General features: G+C 73.8%; 18 protein-coding genes. 3 read left to right on the top strand and 15 right to left on the bottom strand.

Annotation, left to right across the window (positions count from 1 at the left end; genetic code table 11):
* On the bottom strand, nt 1–329 hold a 329-nt coding region (locus tag ACWEPF_RS33940; protein WP_452175624.1), incomplete at its 3' end, for a sigma-70 factor domain-containing protein.
* 203 nt (nt 330–532) lie between these two features.
* Nucleotides 533–934 (bottom strand): hypothetical protein, encoded by a 402-nt coding sequence (locus tag ACWEPF_RS33935; RefSeq protein WP_452175623.1) that lies wholly within the window; start codon nt 932–934, stop codon nt 533–535.
* 125 nt (nt 935–1059) lie between these two features.
* Between ACWEPF_RS33935 and ACWEPF_RS33930 the strand changes: the two genes are divergently transcribed.
* Nucleotides 1060–2190 carry a CapA family protein gene (locus ACWEPF_RS33930; RefSeq protein ID WP_452175622.1) on the top strand — a complete coding sequence of 377 codons (1131 nt, stop codon included), beginning with the start codon at nt 1060–1062 and terminating at the stop codon, nt 2188–2190.
* Between the two features lie 9 nt (nt 2191–2199).
* Here the strand turns inward: ACWEPF_RS33930 and ACWEPF_RS33925 are convergent, their stop codons facing one another.
* The 3 genes from ACWEPF_RS33925 to ACWEPF_RS33915 form a co-directional block, all read right to left on the bottom strand.
* The gene (locus ACWEPF_RS33925) at nt 2200–3105 is read right to left on the bottom strand and encodes an ABC transporter substrate-binding protein (protein ID WP_452175621.1); all 906 of its coding nucleotides are present in this window, start codon (nt 3103–3105) and stop codon (nt 2200–2202) included.
* Nucleotides 3106–3336: 231 nt separating this feature from the next.
* Nucleotides 3337–3762, bottom strand: coding sequence for a YchJ family protein (locus ACWEPF_RS33920; RefSeq protein ID WP_452175620.1), 426 nt, complete (start codon nt 3760–3762; stop codon nt 3337–3339).
* 55 nt (nt 3763–3817) lie between these two features.
* The gene (locus ACWEPF_RS33915) at nt 3818–4339 is read right to left on the bottom strand and encodes an RNA-binding S4 domain-containing protein (protein ID WP_452175619.1); all 522 of its coding nucleotides are present in this window, start codon (nt 4337–4339) and stop codon (nt 3818–3820) included.
* Between ACWEPF_RS33915 and ACWEPF_RS33910 the strand changes: the two genes are divergently transcribed.
* Both ACWEPF_RS33910 and trxA read left to right on the top strand, forming a co-directional pair.
* Complete coding sequence (locus tag ACWEPF_RS33910; RefSeq protein WP_345281462.1) at nt 4307–4729, top strand: MerR family transcriptional regulator; 423 nt, start codon at nt 4307–4309, stop codon at nt 4727–4729. The genes ACWEPF_RS33915 and ACWEPF_RS33910 overlap by 33 nt on opposite strands.
* Before the next feature lie 34 nt (nt 4730–4763).
* A complete protein-coding gene (gene trxA, locus ACWEPF_RS33905; RefSeq protein WP_345281460.1) occupies nt 4764–5090 on the top strand; it encodes a thioredoxin in 327 nt (108 codons plus the stop codon).
* A 64-nt stretch (nt 5091–5154) separates the two neighbouring features.
* Here trxA and ACWEPF_RS33900 read toward each other — a convergent pair whose 3' ends face one another.
* From ACWEPF_RS33900 to ACWEPF_RS33855, 10 genes are all read right to left on the bottom strand, one after another.
* Nucleotides 5155–6069 carry a DNA/RNA non-specific endonuclease gene (locus ACWEPF_RS33900; protein ID WP_452175618.1) on the bottom strand — a complete coding sequence of 305 codons (915 nt, stop codon included), beginning with the start codon at nt 6067–6069 and terminating at the stop codon, nt 5155–5157.
* Nucleotides 6070–6234: 165 nt separating this feature from the next.
* Entirely contained in the window at nt 6235–7743 is a 1509-nt protein-coding gene (locus ACWEPF_RS33895) for a 4Fe-4S binding protein (protein WP_452175617.1), read from the bottom strand.
* Nucleotides 7744–7810: 67 nt separating this feature from the next.
* On the bottom strand, nt 7811–8746 hold the full coding sequence (locus ACWEPF_RS33890; protein ID WP_345281455.1) for an AurF N-oxygenase family protein: 936 nt from the start codon (nt 8744–8746) through the stop codon (nt 7811–7813).
* A 144-nt stretch (nt 8747–8890) separates the two neighbouring features.
* Nucleotides 8891–10594, bottom strand: coding sequence for an ABC transporter ATP-binding protein (locus ACWEPF_RS33885; protein ID WP_452175616.1), 1704 nt, complete (start codon nt 10592–10594; stop codon nt 8891–8893).
* 61 nt (nt 10595–10655) lie between these two features.
* The gene (locus tag ACWEPF_RS33880) at nt 10656–12473 is read right to left on the bottom strand and encodes an ABC transporter ATP-binding protein (protein ID WP_452175615.1); all 1818 of its coding nucleotides are present in this window, start codon (nt 12471–12473) and stop codon (nt 10656–10658) included.
* Nucleotides 12474–12475: 2 nt separating this feature from the next.
* Complete coding sequence (locus ACWEPF_RS33875) at nt 12476–13522, bottom strand: iron-siderophore ABC transporter substrate-binding protein (protein WP_452175614.1); 1047 nt, start codon at nt 13520–13522, stop codon at nt 12476–12478.
* A gap of 91 nt (nt 13523–13613) precedes the next feature.
* On the bottom strand, nt 13614–14456 hold the full coding sequence (locus ACWEPF_RS33870; protein WP_452175613.1) for an ABC transporter ATP-binding protein: 843 nt from the start codon (nt 14454–14456) through the stop codon (nt 13614–13616).
* 71 nt (nt 14457–14527) lie between these two features.
* Nucleotides 14528–15592: a FecCD family ABC transporter permease gene (locus ACWEPF_RS33865; RefSeq protein ID WP_452175612.1), complete on the bottom strand. Its 1065-nt coding sequence runs from the start codon at nt 15590–15592 to the stop codon at nt 14528–14530.
* 14 nt (nt 15593–15606) lie between these two features.
* Nucleotides 15607–16662 (bottom strand): FecCD family ABC transporter permease, encoded by a 1056-nt coding sequence (locus tag ACWEPF_RS33860; protein ID WP_452175611.1) that lies wholly within the window; start codon nt 16660–16662, stop codon nt 15607–15609.
* 145 nt (nt 16663–16807) lie between these two features.
* Entirely contained in the window at nt 16808–17311 is a 504-nt protein-coding gene (locus ACWEPF_RS33855; protein ID WP_452175610.1) for a MarR family winged helix-turn-helix transcriptional regulator, read from the bottom strand.
* Nucleotides 17312–17334 lie beyond the last annotated feature (23 nt).

Raw genomic sequence — 17334 nt, 5'->3', positions numbered from 1 at the left:
AGGCCGGCCTCGATGCGCTTGGCGAGCTCGACCTCCTGCTCGGCGTTGAGCAGCGGGACCTTGCCGATCTGCTTCAGGTAGTCCTTCACCGGGTCGGCCGTGGCGCCGGCCGTGGCGACCTGCTGGGCCGGGGCGTCGTCCTCGTCCCCGTCGGAGAGCACGAAGACCTCGGCCTCCCGGTCCTCCTCGGGTTCGGCCGCCTGGGCCCCGTTCTCCTCCCACTCGCCGTCGTCGGACGACGGTGCGGCCACCGGCACCTTGGCGGTGGCCCGCTTGACGGGACGCTTCTTCTCGGCGACGGAAACCCTGCTGGGCGAGCTGAGCGACACGAGGAGCCTCTCACAAGGGGAGTGGGACAGCGCGGGTACGGACTCGTCCCGCGCGACAACACCTCCCCTTTCATCGCGGCAGGAGTCGATCCGTTACGGATCTAATTACGTGACGTGGACCACGGTATTGCGCCCAATGGCCGAAAGCCGCTACGCCCGACCGGAGGGATATGGGGTAGTTCGTCCTGGATCCGGACGGGCGGTCAGCAGGACGTGTCGATGTAGAGGAGCACCCGGCCGTCCTCGTCGGTGAACTCGTACGCCCGGTGGCTGAGCATGCCGTCGGAGTCGTACAGCGGCTTGACCCGCTGCCAGGTGGGCAGGCGGTCGGCCTCGGGCAGGAAGGAGTGGTACCAGCGGCCGCGGTCCTCGTCGTACTCGCCGTCGCTGATCGACATGGCGTGGGCGCTGACCGCCAGCCGCTTGGCGCGGCGGGGGTCGAGCGGGCCGCGGGCGAGCCGCCAGTGGCCGCCCTCGGCGTCGACGAGGACCTTCGCGGCGACCGGGGAGACGTACGGGGCGTAGTCGTAGGTCGGCGACGCGACCGGTTCGACGGCGTGCCCCGACGGATCGGCCTGCTCCCGCCCCCGCTTCCTCTTCGGCATCCGGGCAGTATCGCACCCGGCTTTCGGAAGGTGACCTTCCGGATCTGTGAGGGAAGTGTGTTGCGGCGGTGGGGGCATGTCGTAATCTCAGGTGCTCACGTATCGATCTCGGGGGGATTCTCGTCATGCGCCGTGCCGTGTCCGCAGCCGCAGTGGTGGCCGCGCTGGTCCTGGTGGCCGGCTGCGGCGAGGAGCCGCACCCGGCCGGTGGCGACCACGTGGAGCCCGGCTCCGGGAAGTCGTCCGCCGCCGCCCAGGCCTCGGGCGGTGCGGCCTCGCCGACGGGCACCGGGGCGGGGGCCGCCGCGCCGGGGACGACGTTCACGGTGGCGTTCGCGGGGGACGTGCACTTCGAGGGGCGGACCGAGGCACGGCTGAACCTGAAGGCGCCGGAGCAGGCGCTCGGGCCGATATCCAAGAAGCTGGCCGACGCCGACCTCTCGGTGCTGAACCTGGAGACCGCGATCACCGAGCGCGGTGCTCCGGAAGTGAAGACCTACACCTTCCGCACCCCGGCCCGCTCGCTCAAGGTGCTCCAGGACTCGGGCGTGGACGTGGTCTCGCTCGCCAACAACCACGCCGTGGACTTCGGCCAGCCGGGGCTGACCGACACGCTGGCTGCCAAGGCCTCCTCGCCGATCCCGGTGGTCGGCATCGGCAAGGACGCCGCCGAGGCGTTCACCCCGTACGTGGCGGACGTCAAGGGCGTGAAGGTCGCCGTGGTGGCGGCCAGCCAGGTCGACGAGGAGACCAACCGGAAGTGGCGGGCGGGGGCCGGCAAGGCCGGCATCGCCTCCGCGCTGGACGAGGCCGCGCTGCTGAAGGCGGTGACGCAGGCCAAGGCACAGGCCCCGGTGGTGCTGGTGTACCTGCACTGGGGCGAGGAGGGGAAGGCCTGCCCGACGGCCGGGCAGACCTCCATCGCGAAGAAGCTGTCCGCCGCCGGTGCCACCGCCGTGGTCGGCACGCACGCCCACACCATGCTGGGCGCGGGCATGCTCGGCTCCACCTACGTGGCCTACGGCTTCGGCAACTTCCTCTGGTACGGCACCTCCAGCTACGCCAACTCCAACGAGACCGGCGTGACCACCCTGACCCTCACGGCCGAGGGGAAGGTCACCGGCGAGGAGTTCACCCCGGCCCAGATCAGCGGGCAGGGGGTGCCCGTCCCGGAGACCGGGGCGCAGGCGGCCGCGTCGCTCAAGCGCCGCGACGGGCTGCGCGGCTGCACGGGCCTGGCCCCGGTCCCCAAGTAGGGCGCGGCGTCAGCGGCCGCCGTTGACCACGGCGCTGGAGACGCCGCCGGCCGGGACGTTCCAGCGGGTGAGGATCTTGTCGTACTCGCCGTCGCGGATCAGCTGGTCGAGCACCTTGGCCAGGACGTCGCGCAGCGCGGTGGAGTCCTTGGCCACGGTGATCCCGTACGGGCTGGTCAGGAACTGACCGCCGGTCACCTGGAAGCGGCCCTTGCCCTGGCCGTCCCGGGTGTTGTACTCGGCCACCGGGTAGTCGTTGAGGTCGGCGACCGCCCGGCCGGCGGCCACCTCCGCCAGGGCCTGCTGGTCGTTGTCCATCCGACGGATGGTCAGCGGCTTGCCGGTCTTGGCGCAGGCGGCGGTCTGCCGCTGGGCGATCTCGTCCTGCACGGTGCCGCGCTGGAGGGCGACGGTCTGGCCGCACAGGTCGTCCAGCGAGCCGATCCGGGCCGGATTGCCCTGCCGGACCAGGATCGAGGTGCCGGTGACGAAGTAGTCGACGAAGTCGACGCCCGAGTCGACCGTGCGGCCCTGGTCGTCCAGTCCGAGCTGGCGCTGACGGGTGTCCAGCACCGCCGACATGGCCAGGTCCACCCGGCGCTCGCGGACGGCCGGCAGCACCTGCTCGAACGGCAGGTCGGTGAACTCCGCCCGCAGCCCGAGCCGGGAGGCGAGGGCCCGGGCCAGGTCCACGTCCAGGCCGGCCGGGGAGCCGTCCTGCTCCTTGAAGTCGACGGGCGGGTAGTTGAGGTCGGAGGCGATCCGCAGGACGCCCGCATCCCTTATGGCGCGCGGGAGTTGGGAGCGGAGCTTGGCGGTGGACCCCGGTTGGTCGGTGGTGGCGCTGGCGCACGCGGCCAGCGTCAGGCAGCCCAGGACCGCGAGGGCGCGGCCGGGCACGGTGGAGACGTGCATGGCGAGGGTGCTTCCTGAGGGAGGGAAGTGTGAGGGGAGCCGCCGCCGTCGGGCTGCCGGGGTTGTGCAGCCTGCCAGGGTGCGGGCCTCGCCGTGCCCCTGATACCGCCGCTGTGTGAGCGGCCGGCCGGTCGGCGCAAGGGCCCGCCGTACGGGGCGGGACCGCCATCCTCGCACCCCGGACCGTGCGGAGTGCCACCACCCCCTCGGTCCGCCGTCCGCCCGGCGGGCCTACCGGGCGTCGAGGTAGACCCAGGCGCCTTCTTCGCGGACGAAGCGGCTGTGCTCGCGCATCGAGCCCTCCTCGCCGCCGTCGCGGTAGTGCGCGCGGAAGGTGACGGTGCCCTCGGTGTGGAAGGCCCCGCCCTCGGTGGTGGCCAGCACCTCCAGGCGCTCCCAGACCAGGCCCGGGTCGAAGTCCAGCGAGCCCGGGCGGGTGGCGGCGGCCCAGCTGCGCAGCAGGTACGGCTCGTCGTGCACGGCGAAGGCGCTGTAGCGCGAACGCATCAGCTGCTCGGCGGTGGCGGCGGCCTTCTCGCCCCGGTGCAGCGGCCCGCAGCAGGCACCGTACGTGGCCTCCCGCCCGCAGGGGCAGGGGGCGGTGTCGGGCAGCGGGGTAGCGGCGGGGCGGGGAGTGGGCTTGCGGCGTCGGGACATCGCACCATTGTCGCCCACGTCGGACGGGCTCCCGGCGGGCCTGGCGCACCGCGGCTCAGAGACCGCGCAGGCGCTCCAGGTCTCGGCGGTCGCGCTTGGTCGGGCGGCCGGTGCCGCGGTCGCGGATGCCGAGCGCGGCGGCCTCCTCGCGGGGCGGGGGCGGCGGGCTGTCGTCCCGGTAGCAGCCGACGGCGATCTCGGCGCCGACCCGCTTGCGGATCAGCTTGCGGACCGTCACCACCCGCTCCCGGCCGTCGTGGAAGAGCCGGACGACGTCGCCCTCGCGGACCACCTGAGCGGGCTTGGCGCGCTCGTCGTTGACCTTGACGTGCCCGGCTCGGCAGGCCGCACCGGCCATGGAGCGGGTCTTGGTCAGCCGCACCGACCAGATCCAGCTGTCCACCCGTACGCTCTGCTCTTCCTCCGCCATGGCACCGACCCTACCTTCGGCGGGGTGGGGTCGAGCCGGATTTTCCGGGCGGTGCGCGCGAGACCGGGGGAGAGCGCTGGCGTTGACGTCGGGGGCAAGGTCTACGGTCGGGTCATGCGGATCGGAGAACTCGCGGCACGGGCCCACACCACCACGCGCACCCTGCGGTACTACGAGTCGCGCGGTCTGCTGCCCGCGCGGCGGAGTGTCAACGGCTACCGCACGTACGACGAGGAGGACCTGCGGCTGCTGCGGCAGATCCGGATGCTCCAGGACTTCGGCTTCGAGCTGGAGGACACACGCCCGTTCGTGGAGTGCCTGCGGGCCGGGCATCCGGCCGGGGACTCCTGCCCGGCCTCCCTCCAGGTCTACCGGGCCAAGCTGGCCGAGCTGGACGAGTGCATCGACCGGCTGCGCCAGGTCCGCGACCAGGTGGGAGCCCAACTCCTGCGCGCGGAGGAGGACATGGCGCGGCTCGCCGGGGAGGCGGCCGACGCCGAGCCCTCCTGCGAGCTCCTTCCGCACGGTCATTCCTGACAGAACACCGACCCGCCCGAGGAGGGCTTTTCCGATGAGTGCTCAGCTGACCTCCGTCACCGACGAGACCTTCGCCGCCGAGGTGCTCGCGGCCGACCTGCCGGTCCTGGTCAAGTTCACCGCCGACTGGTGCCCGCCCTGCCGGATGGTCGCCCCGGTGTTGGCGGAGATCGCCGCCGAACGGGCCGGCACCCTGCGGGTGGTCCAGCTCGACGTGGACAGCAACCCCGAGACCCAGGCCGCGTACAGCGTGCTCTCGATGCCCACCATGATGGTCTTCCGCAACGGCGAGCCGGTGAAGTCGGTGGTCGGGGCCCGGGCCAAGGCGCGGCTGCTGCGCGAGCTGGACGACGTGCTCTGAGACCCGGGCCAGTCCGGGCCGACCCGGACTGGCCCGGACTGGCCCGGCCCGGGCCGACCACCCGTCAGAGCACGATCTGGTCCAGCTCGGAGAGCTCCGTCCAGCGGTGCTGCGGCGGGGCGCCCTCGGGCACCGGGCCCGGGCGGAGCCGGTCGGCCGCGGGCAGGGGTCCGAGGTCCAGGCCGGTGAGGGCGGCGATGTCCGAGACCGGGGTCTGGAAGGTCCGGAAGGCGCCCAGCGGCGGAACCGCTCCCGCCGCCTCGGCGGCGGCCAACGCCGGGCCGGCCGTGGCGAGGTCCGGGCTCTGGTCCAACAGGTAGGCGGTGGAGGCCAGTTCGCCGTCCTCGGTGAGGAAGGCGGTGACCTTCCAGAAGCTCAGCGGGATGCGCACGCCCCGGTAGGGCGGATCGCCCGCCCGCAGCACCGGGCCGCTCAGCACCACCAGCTTGCGCTCGGAGTCGGCGGCGTGGTCCAGCAGGTAGCTCTCCAGGCCGAGCCAGAGCAGCTTGCCCCGGTTGAACTCCTCCGACTGCGGCGCGGCGTTGGTCAGGTAGAAGGTGTCGTCGTTGGCCTGGAGGGCCTCGGCCTCCCCGCCCCAGACCGGATCCAGCCGACGGACCAGGTGACCCCGGTCGAGCGTGTTGTGCTCGTACACCGGGGCACCGGTCTGCTGGTCGGAGGGGATCCGGGGGTCGAAGCGCCAGCGGTCGTCCTCCCGCGTCAGGTCGCGCAGCCGGTGGCCGTCGATCGCCACGGCGGTCGCGGCCGCCAGCCGCCGGTCCGGGCGGAAGACCACCGAGAAGTGGGTGTAGCGCAGCACCACGGTGCCGATGCCGGGGTCGACCGGCAGCGGCAGCGGCACCTCGGGGCCCAGGAAGCGCGGGCGGTAGCCCCGGCGGCCCGCCAGCTCGCCCGGGGTGGGGGCGGGGGCCGGCTCGGGGTTCCGGTGGCGGAGCGGGTCGGGGGTGCTGGAGGTCATGGCGGCCCCCTACCGCCGCCCGGGCCCGGTCACACCTGCTGCCACCCGTTCGGCGGAGGGGTCGTCCCGCGTTCGCCCGTCCGATGAGCGGGCGTCAGTTCCCGTTGCCCGTGCGCGGGTTGCGGGTGCGTCCGTCGCCGGCCCGAAGGTCGGAGGGCGCGGCCGTCACCGGTCCGCCCGTCGGCGGAGGAGGCGGCCGAAGTCCGTGCCGGTGCCCGAGGGCGAGGGGAGGGTGCGGGCGGCGGCGTCGTCCAGCAGGGCGGCGACGGTCTCCTGGGCGCAGCCGCGGTTGCTGCCGATGCCGCCGACGGGGCCGCGCTTGGCCCAGCCGACCACGTAGGTGCCCGGGAGGGCCCGGCCGGTGGCCGGGTCGGTGACGCGGCCCAGCCGGTTGGGGAGGGTGCCGGTGCTCTCCTCGTGCGGCAGGCCCGGGACGGGGGTGCCGCGGTGGCCGATGGAGCGGATCACCAGGCCGGCGGGGACGGTCGCGCCCGGCCCGTCGGTGCCGGTGGTCCGGACCTCGATCCCCTCGACCCGCTGCCCGCCGGTGACCGCGGTCGGGGTGGTGTGGAAGCGCAGGGTGATCCGGCGGGCGCCGGCGGGTGGCGCGGGGGCGTCGGCCGGGACGGTCGGCAGACCGGCGAGCAGGGCGGCCTTCTCCCCGGGCAGGGCGGCGGCGATCGCGGCCAGGGTGTCCGGGTCCTCGGCCACCACCAGTTCCACGCCCGGGAGTTGGCGCAGCGCCAGGAACTCGGGAGCGGTCCAGGCGGCGTCCTGCGGGCCGCGGCGGGCCAGCAGGACCACCTCGCGCAGCCGGCTGCCGCGCAGGGCGGTCAGCGCGTGGGCGGCGATCTCGGTGCCGGCCAGCCCGTCCGGGTCCTGGAGCAGGACGCGGGCGATGTCGAGGGCGACGTTGCCGTTGCCGACGACGACGGCGCGCTCCGCGGTGAGCGGGACGGCCTCGGCCGGCACGTCCGGGTCGCCGTTGTACCAGCCGACCACGGTGGTGGCCGGCAGGCTGCCGGGCAGGTCCTCGCCCGGCAGGCCGAGGCGGCGGTCGCCGTCGGCGCCGGTCGCGTACACCACCGCGTGGTGGTGGGCGGCGAGTTCGGCGTGCGAGAGGTGCCGGCCGATCTCGGTGGAGAGGTGCAGGCGCAGCCGGGGGTGGCGGTAGACCTGGGCGAAGTGGCCCGCGATCCGGCGGGTGGTGGTGTGGTCGGGCGCGACGCCGAGCCGGAGCAGGCCGCCGCTGACGCTGCGTCGGTCCAGCACGGTGAGCTGGGCGTCGGTGGAGCGCAGCAGCTCCTGGGCGGTGTACGAGGCGGCCGGGCCGGTGCCGACGATGGCGATCCGCAGCGGCTCGGCCCGGGCCGGCAGGCTGCGCGGGAAGGAGGGGGCGCCCCAGGCGTGGTCGGTGGGGTTCTCCTCGTAGTAACGGCGGTTCAGTTCGACGAACACCGCACCGGGGCCGGTGAGTTCGTCGGTCGGCTTGATGGCCTCGACCGGGCAGGCGTCGGCGCAGGCGCCGCAGTCGATGCAGGCCTTGGGGTCGATGTAGAGCAGGTCGGTGCGCCCGAAGTCGGGTTCGTCGGGGGTGGGGTGGATGCAGTTGACGGGGCAGACCGAGACGCAGGTGGCGTCGTTGCAGCAGGAGCGGGTGATCGCGTAGGCCATGGCCGGGTGGGGTCCTCGGTGCTGGGAGCGGTGGGGGCTGCGCTGGGTGGCGGGCGGACGCCGGTGCTCAGAGCATGTCGACGCGGCGGTAGAGGGCGACGGCGCGATCGGTGAGCAGGCCGTTGTCGGCGAGGAAGGCCATCAGGTGGGCGGAGCTGGTGCGCATCATGGCCTTGCGGTGCTGGTTCCCGCGCGCTTCCGCGACGGCGCGGACCGGGTCCAGCCCGGCGGCGGCGTAGACGCCCTTGTTGACCATGCTGGAGACGATCACGAAGGCGGCGGTGGCGATCCCGCCCGCCGCCAGCCGGCGGCGCAACGGGCCTGCGCCGTACAGCCGTTCGCGGATCTCCTGGCGGGCGAACTTCATGTGGCGGGACTCCTCCACCACGTGGATCCGGGAGGTGCCGCGGACGATGTCGAGGACGTTCTCGCCGCGCATCCAGTCGCGCTGCATCACGTCCAGCACCTCCTCGGCGACCAGGATGCCGCCGTAGGCCATCTCGCCCCGGGCGGTGGCCTTGAACAGGCGCCCGGCCTCGGCCAGCACGCGCTTGGGCTTGTACTGGGGGGCGCCCATCTTCTCGCAGGCGCGGGCGAACATGATGGAGTGCCGGCACTCGTCGGCGATCTCGGTGAGGGCGAAGCGGAACTCGGCGTTGCCCGGGTTCTTGAGGTACTGGTCGCGCAGCACCATCTGCTGGAGGATCATCTCGAACCAGATGCCGGTGCTCATGATCGAGCAGACCTCGTGCCGGGTGAGGGCGACCCGCTGACGCTCGGTCATCTCGTCCCAGAGGCGGGTGCCGTAGAGGGTGCTCCACTCCGGGTTCAGCCCGTAGTGCTCCTCCGGCAAGGGCGCGTCCCAGTCGATCTCGACGGACGGGTCGTAGGAGAGCCGGGCCGAGGAGTCCAGCAGCCGCCGGTACACCTCCTCGCCGTCGGCGGGCTCCGGGTGGATCCGCTCCGCCTGCTCCGTCGTCCCTGCCGCACCGGTCCGGGCCATGGCTGCCTCCGTCGTACGCCTCGCGGGCCCCGAGCCCGCTATTAGACGGAGAGTACAATAAGCGGGTCGCGACGAGAACCCCTCGCGCACGCGGGAGGGCAACTCGGCAGCCCGGAAAGGGGGTTGGACGGCTCCTCGGGCAGGTCAGCGCGCCACCGCGCGGGCGTAGCGCCCGTCCTCCGCCAGCAGCTCGCGGTGGCCGCCCTCGGCCGTGACCACGCCGTCCTCCAGCACCAGCACCCGGTCGGCGGCGTCCAGCAGGGCGGGGCTGCCGGTGAGCACGAGGGTGGTCCGGCCCCGGCGCAGCTCCGCGAGGTTACGGGCGATCAGCTGCTCGGTGACCGCGTCGACGGCGGTGGTCGGGTCGTGCAGCACCAGCACCTCGGCGTCGGCCGCCAAGGCCCGGGCGAGCGACAGCCGTTGGCGCTGCCCGCCGGACAGGTTCGCACCCCGGTCGTGCACCTCGTGGTCGAGCCCCCGGGAGTACAGGGCGACCACCTCGGTCAGCAGCGAGGCCCGGACCGCCTCGGCCACCGTCCGGCTGGTGCCGGACGGGTCGATGTTCGAACGGAGGGTGCCGGCGAAGACCTCCCCGTCGTGCGGATTGACCAGCAGGTGCCGGCGGACGGACTCCACGGAGAGCTCGGCCAGCGGCCGCCCCCCGAGCCTGACCACGCCCTCCTGCTCGCCGGGCGGCACCTGCAGGGCCAGCACCGCCGCGAGGTCCGCCGCCTGCTGCGGCCCCAGGGCCAGCACGGCGGTGAACTCCCCGGCGGGGATGCGGAACCCGACCTCCCGCAGGCTCCCGTACCGCAGCCCCTCGACCTCCAGGCTCCCGCCCGGGGACGGGCGGTCCCGGCCCGGGGCCGCCGTCGGCGGGGCGGACAGCACCAGTGCCATCCGCTCCGCCGAGGCGCGGGCCGTCATCACGTACTTCGGCATGTCGGAGAACAGCTTCAGCGGCTCCATGACGAACTGGGCGAGACCCACCGCCATCACCAGCTCGCCGAGGCCGATCCGCCCGTCGTACGCGAGCCACCCGGCGGTCAGCGACACCGAGACGGCGAGCACCGCGTTCAGCCCCAGGGCGGTCCCCGCGTAGACGCCGTTGACCCGGGCGACGGTGACGGCCTGCCGCCGGGCGCCGGTGCTCAGCCGGCGGTAGGAGAGGAAGGCCGCGTGGTTGCCGCCGAAGCCGTGCAGCGGGCGCAGCCCGGTGATCAGGTCGGCGACCTTCGCGCCGGCCCGGGCCACCCGGGCCTGCTGCTCCTTGGTGCTGCTGCCGATCCGTCCGGACAGCACGCTGAGCACCCCGAGGATGGCGGCGCTGCCGACCACCACCAGCAGGCCCAGCCCGATGCTCGCCGTGCCCAGGGCCACCGCCGTGATCACCACCGCGACCAGCGAGCTGATCAGCATCGGCACCACCTCGACGATGTCCGCGGTCTGGTCGGCGTCCTCGGTGGCGATCACCAGGACCTCGCCGGACCGGAGCCCGGTGTCCCGGGCCACCGGCTGGAGGCCGCAGGCCGCGACCCGGACCCGCCAGCGGTGCGCCTCGGTGGTGTTGGCCCGTTGCAGGATGCGCATCCCGAACCGCCAGGAGAGCGAGACGGTGGTGATGATCACGGCCAGCGCCCCGATCGCCAGCGCGAGGGAGAGCGGGCTGCGCTCGGTGAGGGTGTGCTCGACGATCAGGCCGAGCGCGATCGGGAAGGCGGTCTCGGCGGCCTGGTACAGGCCCATCAGGAGGGTGCCGCCGAGCATGGCGCGGGCGTTGCGGCGGACCGTGGTGCGGAGGATCTCGGCCCCGGGCTTGCGGGACGGCTGGAGCTCAGGAGTGTTCATCGGGGTGATGGACCGTCGCTTCGGGGCTGGGGGGGTTGGTGGGGGAGCGCCGGGGCGGGGCTCAGGGAGCGGTGGCCTTCGGCCGGTCGGGGGTGCTGCCGTCCCGCCAGGCCCGCCAGAGCCGGGCGTAGCGGCCGCCCAGCGCCACCAGCTCCTCGTGGGTGCCCTGCTCCACGACGCGCCCCGCGTCCAGCACGGCGATCCGGTCGGCCGCCACCGCCTGGGTCAGCCGGTGCGCCACCAGCAGCGTGGTCCGGCCGGCACAGGCGGCCCGGACCGCGCGCTCCAGTTCGGCGGCGCCCGCGCTGCCCGCCTCGGCGGTCGACTCGTCCAGCACCACCACCGGCGTCCGGCCCAACACCAGCTTGCAGAGCGCGAGTTGGGCCACCTTGGGGCCGTCCAGCCGCAGGCCGCCCTCACCGACCTCGGTCTGCAGCCCCTCGGGCAGCGCCTCGACCCAGGGGAGCGCGCCGACGGTGCGCAGCGCCTCCGACAGCCGGGCGTCGTCGGCCTCGGGCGCGGCCAGCCGCAGGTCCTCGGCGAGCGGGCCGGAGAAGACGTGCGTCTCCTGGGTCAGGATGCTCACCAGGGTCCGCGCGCCGGCCTCGTCCAACCCGGCGAGGTCGGTGGAGCCGATCCGCACCCGCCCGCTCTGCGGGGCGCCGATGCCGGCCACCAGCGCGGCCAGCGTCGACTTCCCCGCACCGCTCGCGCCGACCAGGGCGAGCGAACCGCCCGCCGGGACGGTCAGGCTGACGTCCCGTAGGGCGGGCCGCTCGGCGCCGGGATGGGTGAACGTCAGCCCCTCCACCGACACCGCGCGCGGCTCGGTGCCGTCCGCACCGGCGGCCCGCTCGCCCACCAGCCGCTCCGCCGTGGACTCGGAGACCACGCCGACCAGCCTGGTCAGGCTGGCGCCCGACTTCTGCGCCGCGTCGAAGGTGAACATGATGGCGCCCAGCGGGTTGAACAGCCGGTGGAACACCAAGGGGGCGGCCGACACCTCGCCGAGGCTGGCGGCGCCGGACTCCAGCAGGAGGTAGCCGACCAGGACGATCAGGGCCAGGCCGATGAACTCCGCCCGGTTCTCCCGGCCGACGAAGCGGCCGAACAGCCGGAAGACCTCGACGCCCAGGTCCCTGACCCGCCGGGACTCCTCGGTGACCTTCGCCCGGAAGGCCGGCTCCAGTTGGTAGGCCCGTACCGTGTCGATCCCGTTGAGCCCGCTGATCAGCGCCTGCGCGCGGTCCGACTGCGCCGCCCGCTGCCGCCGGTAGAGCGGTGCCGAGCGGGGGAGGTACCAGCGCAGAGCCAGTCCGTAGGCGGGCAGCGCGCAGGCGCCGGCCAGGCCGAGCCGCCAGTCCAGGCCGAACATGCCGGCCGTGGCCGTCGCCACCAGCACGCCGGCCGAGAGCACGGTCGGCACAGCCGAGCGGATGCCCTGCGAGAGCACGGCGACGTCGTCGCCGACCCGGGAGAGCACGTCCCCCCGGCCGACCTGCTCGATCCGCGCGCCGGGCATCCCGAGCACGGCCCGGACGGCGCCCTCGCGCAGCCGGGCCAGCAGGTCCGCGCCGAGCCGTCCGATCAGGTAGGCGGACAGGGCGGTGGCCGCCGCACCGAGCAGTGCGGCGGCCACCATCAGCGCTCCGAGCCCGAGCAGGGCCGACCGCGGTCCGCCCCCGGCCACCCCGTCGACCACCCGGCTCAGCAGCAGTACCGGGAGCATCTGGAGCGCGGCCCCGGCCACCGTGCTGAGCACGGCGGCGGCCGTCAGCCAGGGCCGCTCCCGGCAGTGCGCCACGACCCAGCGGGTCGCCTCGCGTCCGGTGGTGGTGCGCAGTGCGGCCGGGGCGGACCCCGTTCGGCGGTCGCTCACACTCAGCCGACCGACTTGACGAGCTCGTCGATGGCGTACGGCACGGAGAGCAGGGTGGCCTGGGAGATGGCGGCGCCGGCCGCCGGGCCCTCGCTGTCGAGGAGGTAGGACACCTTGCCGTTCTTGGCGACCTTCAGGTTGGTGAAGAGGTCGAACTTCTTCAGCGCGTCGGTGTCCGACTTGTCGTTGATGACGAACACCCGGTCGACGTCCACCAGGTCCGTCCGCTCGGGCGACAGGGTGGTGTAGAACTTGTCGCCCGCGATCTTGTCGATCTCGGTCTGGCCCTTGAAGCCCATGCCGGCCAGCAGCTGGCCGCGCACGTCGGTGGTGGTGAACGGGGCCAGCGAGTCCTTGTACCAGGACAGCGCGACGGCGGTCTGACCGGCGAACTCCGGGTGCGCCTTCTTGACCTCGGCGAGCTTGTCGTTGATGCCCTGGACCATCTTCTGGCCCTCGTCGGCCTTGCCGAGCGCCTTGGCGATGTGCAGGGCGTTGTCCTGCCACGGAGCGCTGAAGGGCTCCTTCTCCGCCTTGGTGCGGCCGACGGTCGGGGCGATCTTCGACAGCTTGTCGTAGGCGGCCTGGTCGATCTCGGAGTAGACGGCGACGATCAGGTCGGGCCGGAGGGCCGCGATCTTCTCGTAGTTGGGGCCGCTGTCGCCGTTGCTCATGATGACCTCGGGCTTGGCGTCGCCCCACTTGTCCTTCACCCACGGCCACTGGGTGTTGATGTCGGGGCTGGTGCCCGCCGGGTTCGGGTACTGGTCGACCATGCCGACCGGCTTGATGCCGAAGGCGAGCACCGACTGGTCGTCGGTGTAGCCGACGGAGACCACGCGCTGGGGGGCCTTGGCGACGGTGGTCGAGCCGAAGGCGTGCTCGACGGTGACGGGGAAGGCGCCCGAGGCCGCCGTGCCGCCCTTGGTCTCCTCGGCCGACGAACCGGAACCGCAGCCCGCGAGCAGCCCGGCCCCGAGCGCTGCGGCGGCGGCGGTCACCGCCACCCGCTGCCAGGGGCTCGTGCGAGTGGTGCGATCGAGGAGCATCCGGGATCCCTTGCTTTCTGACGGTCCGTCGGGGCATCGGCGCACCCGTGGGGCGGACTGCGTCACGATGATCAGATTAGGTAAGCCTAGCCTAAGTTTCGGGCTGCTCCCGCCGTGCCCGGGTCCGACCGACCGGCACCACGAGGGGGCCACCGCTCACCGGGTCCTCGACCACCTCGGCCCGCAGGCCGAAGGCGTCCTCCAGCAGGGCGGCGGTCACCACGTCCCGCGGGTGTCCCTGGGCGAGCACCGAACCGGCCTTCATCACCACCAGGTTGTCGCTGTACCGCACGGCCAGGTTGAGGTCGTGCAGCACCATGACCACGGTGCGCCCGGTCTCCCGCAGGTCCTCGACCAAGTCGAGCACCTCGACGGCGTGCGCCAGGTCCAGGTAGGTGGTGGGCTCGTCGAGCAGCAGCAGGTCGGTGCCCTGGGCGAGGGTCATCGAGATCCACACGCGTTGGCGCTGACCGCCCGAGAGGGTGTCGACCGGACGGTCCGCCAGCTCGGCCACCCCGGTCATCTCCAGCGCGCGCTCGACCACCGAGGCGTCGTCCGAGGACCACTGCCGCAGCCAACTCTGGTGCGGGTGACGACCCCTGGCCACCAGGTCGGCCACCGTCAGCCCGTCCGGCGCGGTCGGGGACTGGGGCAGCAGGCCGAGCTTCTTCGCCACCTCCCTGGTCCTGAGCCGGCCGATGTCCTCGCCGTCCAGCACGACCGTCCCCCGGGTCGGCTTGAGCAGCCGGGAGAGGGTGCGCAGCAGGGTGGACTTCCCGCAGCCGTTGGGGCCGATGATCGTGGTGATCTCGCCCCGGGGGATCGTCACGTCCAGCGCGTCGATCACGGTCCGCTCGCCGTACCCGACGGTGACCCCCACGGCTGCCAGCCGGGCGGTGCCGGTCCCCGGCTCGGCGGTGTTCTGGACGGTCAAGGCTCTTCCTCTGCTCTCGGGGTGACGGCTCGTCGGGGGAGGGTGCGGGCGGGGGCGGGGGCCGGGCCCGGTCAGCGGCGGTTCGCCCGCACCAGCAGGTAGACCAGGAAGGGGCCGCCGAACGCGGCGGTGACCACGCCGACCGGCAGGGCGACCGGCAGCACGGTGCGCGAGACCAGGTCCGCCCCGATCAGCACCAGCGCGCCCACGGCGGCGGAGGCCGGCAACGGCGGGGTCGGCGACCGGGTCAGACGCATCGCCACCTGAGGCGCCATCAGGGCCACGAAGGGCACCGGGCCCGCGGCGCTCACGGCCGTGCCGGCCAGCAGGACCGCGCACAGCAGCAGGACCGCCCGGACCCGGGCGTACCGGACGCCCAGACCGGCCGCCACGTCGTCGCCCAGGTGCAGGGGCTTGAACTGGAAGGCCGCGCCCGCCACCACGACGGTGAGGGCGAGGGCGGCCCAGAGCGCGAACCGGACCTCCTCCCAGGAGCGGCCGTCCAGCGAGCCGACCAGCCAGGCCTGGGCCCTCGCCACGTCCCTGATGTCGGCCGAGGCCAGCAGCCAGGTGGTGAGCGCCTCGGCCACGGCGCTCACCGAGACGCCGATCAGGACCAGCCGGAAGCCGTCGATGCCCCGGCGCCAGGCCAGCAGGTAGACCAGCAGCCCGGTGCCGAGGCCGCCGGCCAGCGCCGCGGCCGACAGGCCCACCGAGCCGAGGACCGCGGTGCTCGCCCCGCCCGACACCGTCACCAGGAAGACCGCGACGGCGCCGGCGCCGCCGGTCACCCCCAGGACGTCCGGGCTGGCCAGCGGGTTCCGCGCGACGGACTGGGTGATCGCGCCGGCCAGCCCCAGTGCCGCGCCCACCACCAGCCCGGCCGCGGCTCGCGGCAGTCGGAGGTCCATGACCACGAACTCGTCCACCCGCTCGCCCCCGCCGAGCAGGGTGGCGACCACCCGCGGCAGGGCGATGGGGAAGTCGCCCACCGCGATGGAGACGCAGAACAGCAGGCCGGCGGCGGCCGTCAGGAGCAGCGTGACCAGCAGCATCCTCGGCCGCCAGGCGAAGGAGGCACCACCCAGCCGTACGCCCGGCGTCACCCGGGGCTTGTCCGTTGTCGCCCGCTTCACTCCGGTGGTTCCGTTCACGAGTTCCTGAACTTTCCGCGCCACACCATGGCCGCGAAGAACGGCGCGCCGAGCAGGGCGACCAGCAGGCCCGCGTCCAGTTCGCCGGGCCTGACCACCACGCGCCCCACGATGTCGCAGCCCAGCAGGACGAGGGCGCCGAGCAGCCCCGCGCACGGCACCGACCAGCGGTGGTCCGGTCCGGCCAGCCGGCGCGCCAGGTGAGCCACCATCAGGCCGAGGAAGGCGATGGGGCCGCAGGCCGCGGTGGCCGCGCCCGCCAGCAGGGTGACGGCGACGATGCCGAGGGTCCGCATCCGGGCGATGTTCACGCCCAGGCCGCGGGCCACGTCGTCCCCCAGGTTGAGCAGGTTGACGGTGGGCAGGGTGGCGAGGGCCAGACCGAGACCGAGGGCGATGAAGAGGGCCACCGGCCCGATGACGTCGAAGCCGGCCCCGGCCACCGAGCCGGCGTTCCAGAACCGCAGGGCGTTCAGCGCGGCCTTGTCCGACAGCGCGACCGCGGTGGTCATCGCCGCGAGGAAGACCGTGACCCCCTGCCCGGCCAGGGCCAGGGTCAATGGATTCCCGGCGCCCCGGCCGATGCTGGACAGCCCGAAGACCACGACCCCCGCCACGGCGGCGCCGAGGAAGGCGAACCAGACGTACTGGAACGGGTCGGTGAGGCCGAGCAGCGAGATGGCCGACACGACGGCGAAGGAGGCGCCGGTGTTCACCCCCAGCAGCCCGGTGTCGGCGATGGGGTTGCGCGTGTAGCCCTGGATCAGCGCGCCGCCGACGCCCAGGGCGAGGCCGGCCAGCACGGCGAGCACGGTACGGGGCAGTCGCACGGTCCGCACGATGAGGCGGACCTCGGTGAGCCGCTGGTCGGGGTCGGGCGCACCGAACAGTCCGTGCCAGACCTCGCCCGGGGTCAGCGCGCGGGCACCGACGAAGAGGGAGAGCACGGCTGCGCCGAGGAGGGCGGCGGCGAGGGCGGCGAGGCCGACCCGTCTGCGGCGGAGCTCCGTGGCCTGGAAGCGTGCCGCCGGTGAATCAGTGGTGGTGCCCATCGTGACGTGCCGTCATCCCTCGCGAACGCCGTGCCGCTCCGGTCGCTGCTGCTGCACGGGAATTAGGTGAGGCTAACCTGATTAGAACGCGATGTCGACCTTGCTGACCTGGGGACTGTCCCTGGGCGTGCGGGCTGAGGTGGGGTCAGCTCTTGGGGCGGGGCGAGCTCTTGGGCAGCTGGCGGTACCCGGGGTGGACGCCGGGGGTGAGGCCCTGCTCGTCGGCGACCAGGGTGAGCAGCTCGGTCAGCTGGGTGCGCTGGGCGGGGCTGAGGGCGCCCAGCAGGTCCGCCTCGTGGGCGGTGGCCACCTCGCGGACCGCGTGCAGGCACTGGAACCCGGCCGGGGACAGGTGCAGTTCGTGGTTGCGGCGGTCCTCGGTGCTGCGGCGGCGCTCGACCAGGCCCTTCTTCTCCAGGCCGTCGATCAGGGCGACCACTCGGCTGGGGACGACGCCGAGGTCCTGGGCGAGGGCCCGCTGGCTGAGGCCGGGGCGGGTCGCGATCATCCGCAGCAGGCCGACGTCGGGCGGGTTGAGGCCGAGCTCGGCGGTGCGTTCGGCGAAGCGGGTGGCGGCGTGGCCGCCGACCTGGGCGAGTAGGAAGGCGGGGTTGGTCGGGGTCGGGGGCGGTTGCCGGTGGGTGCTCACGGGGTTATCGTACTGCCCGGAAA

This window comes from Kitasatospora sp. NPDC004289, assembly GCF_053602875.1.
The sequence above is the reverse complement of the archived record's forward strand: the minus strand, read 5'-3'. Positions and strand labels throughout refer to the sequence as shown.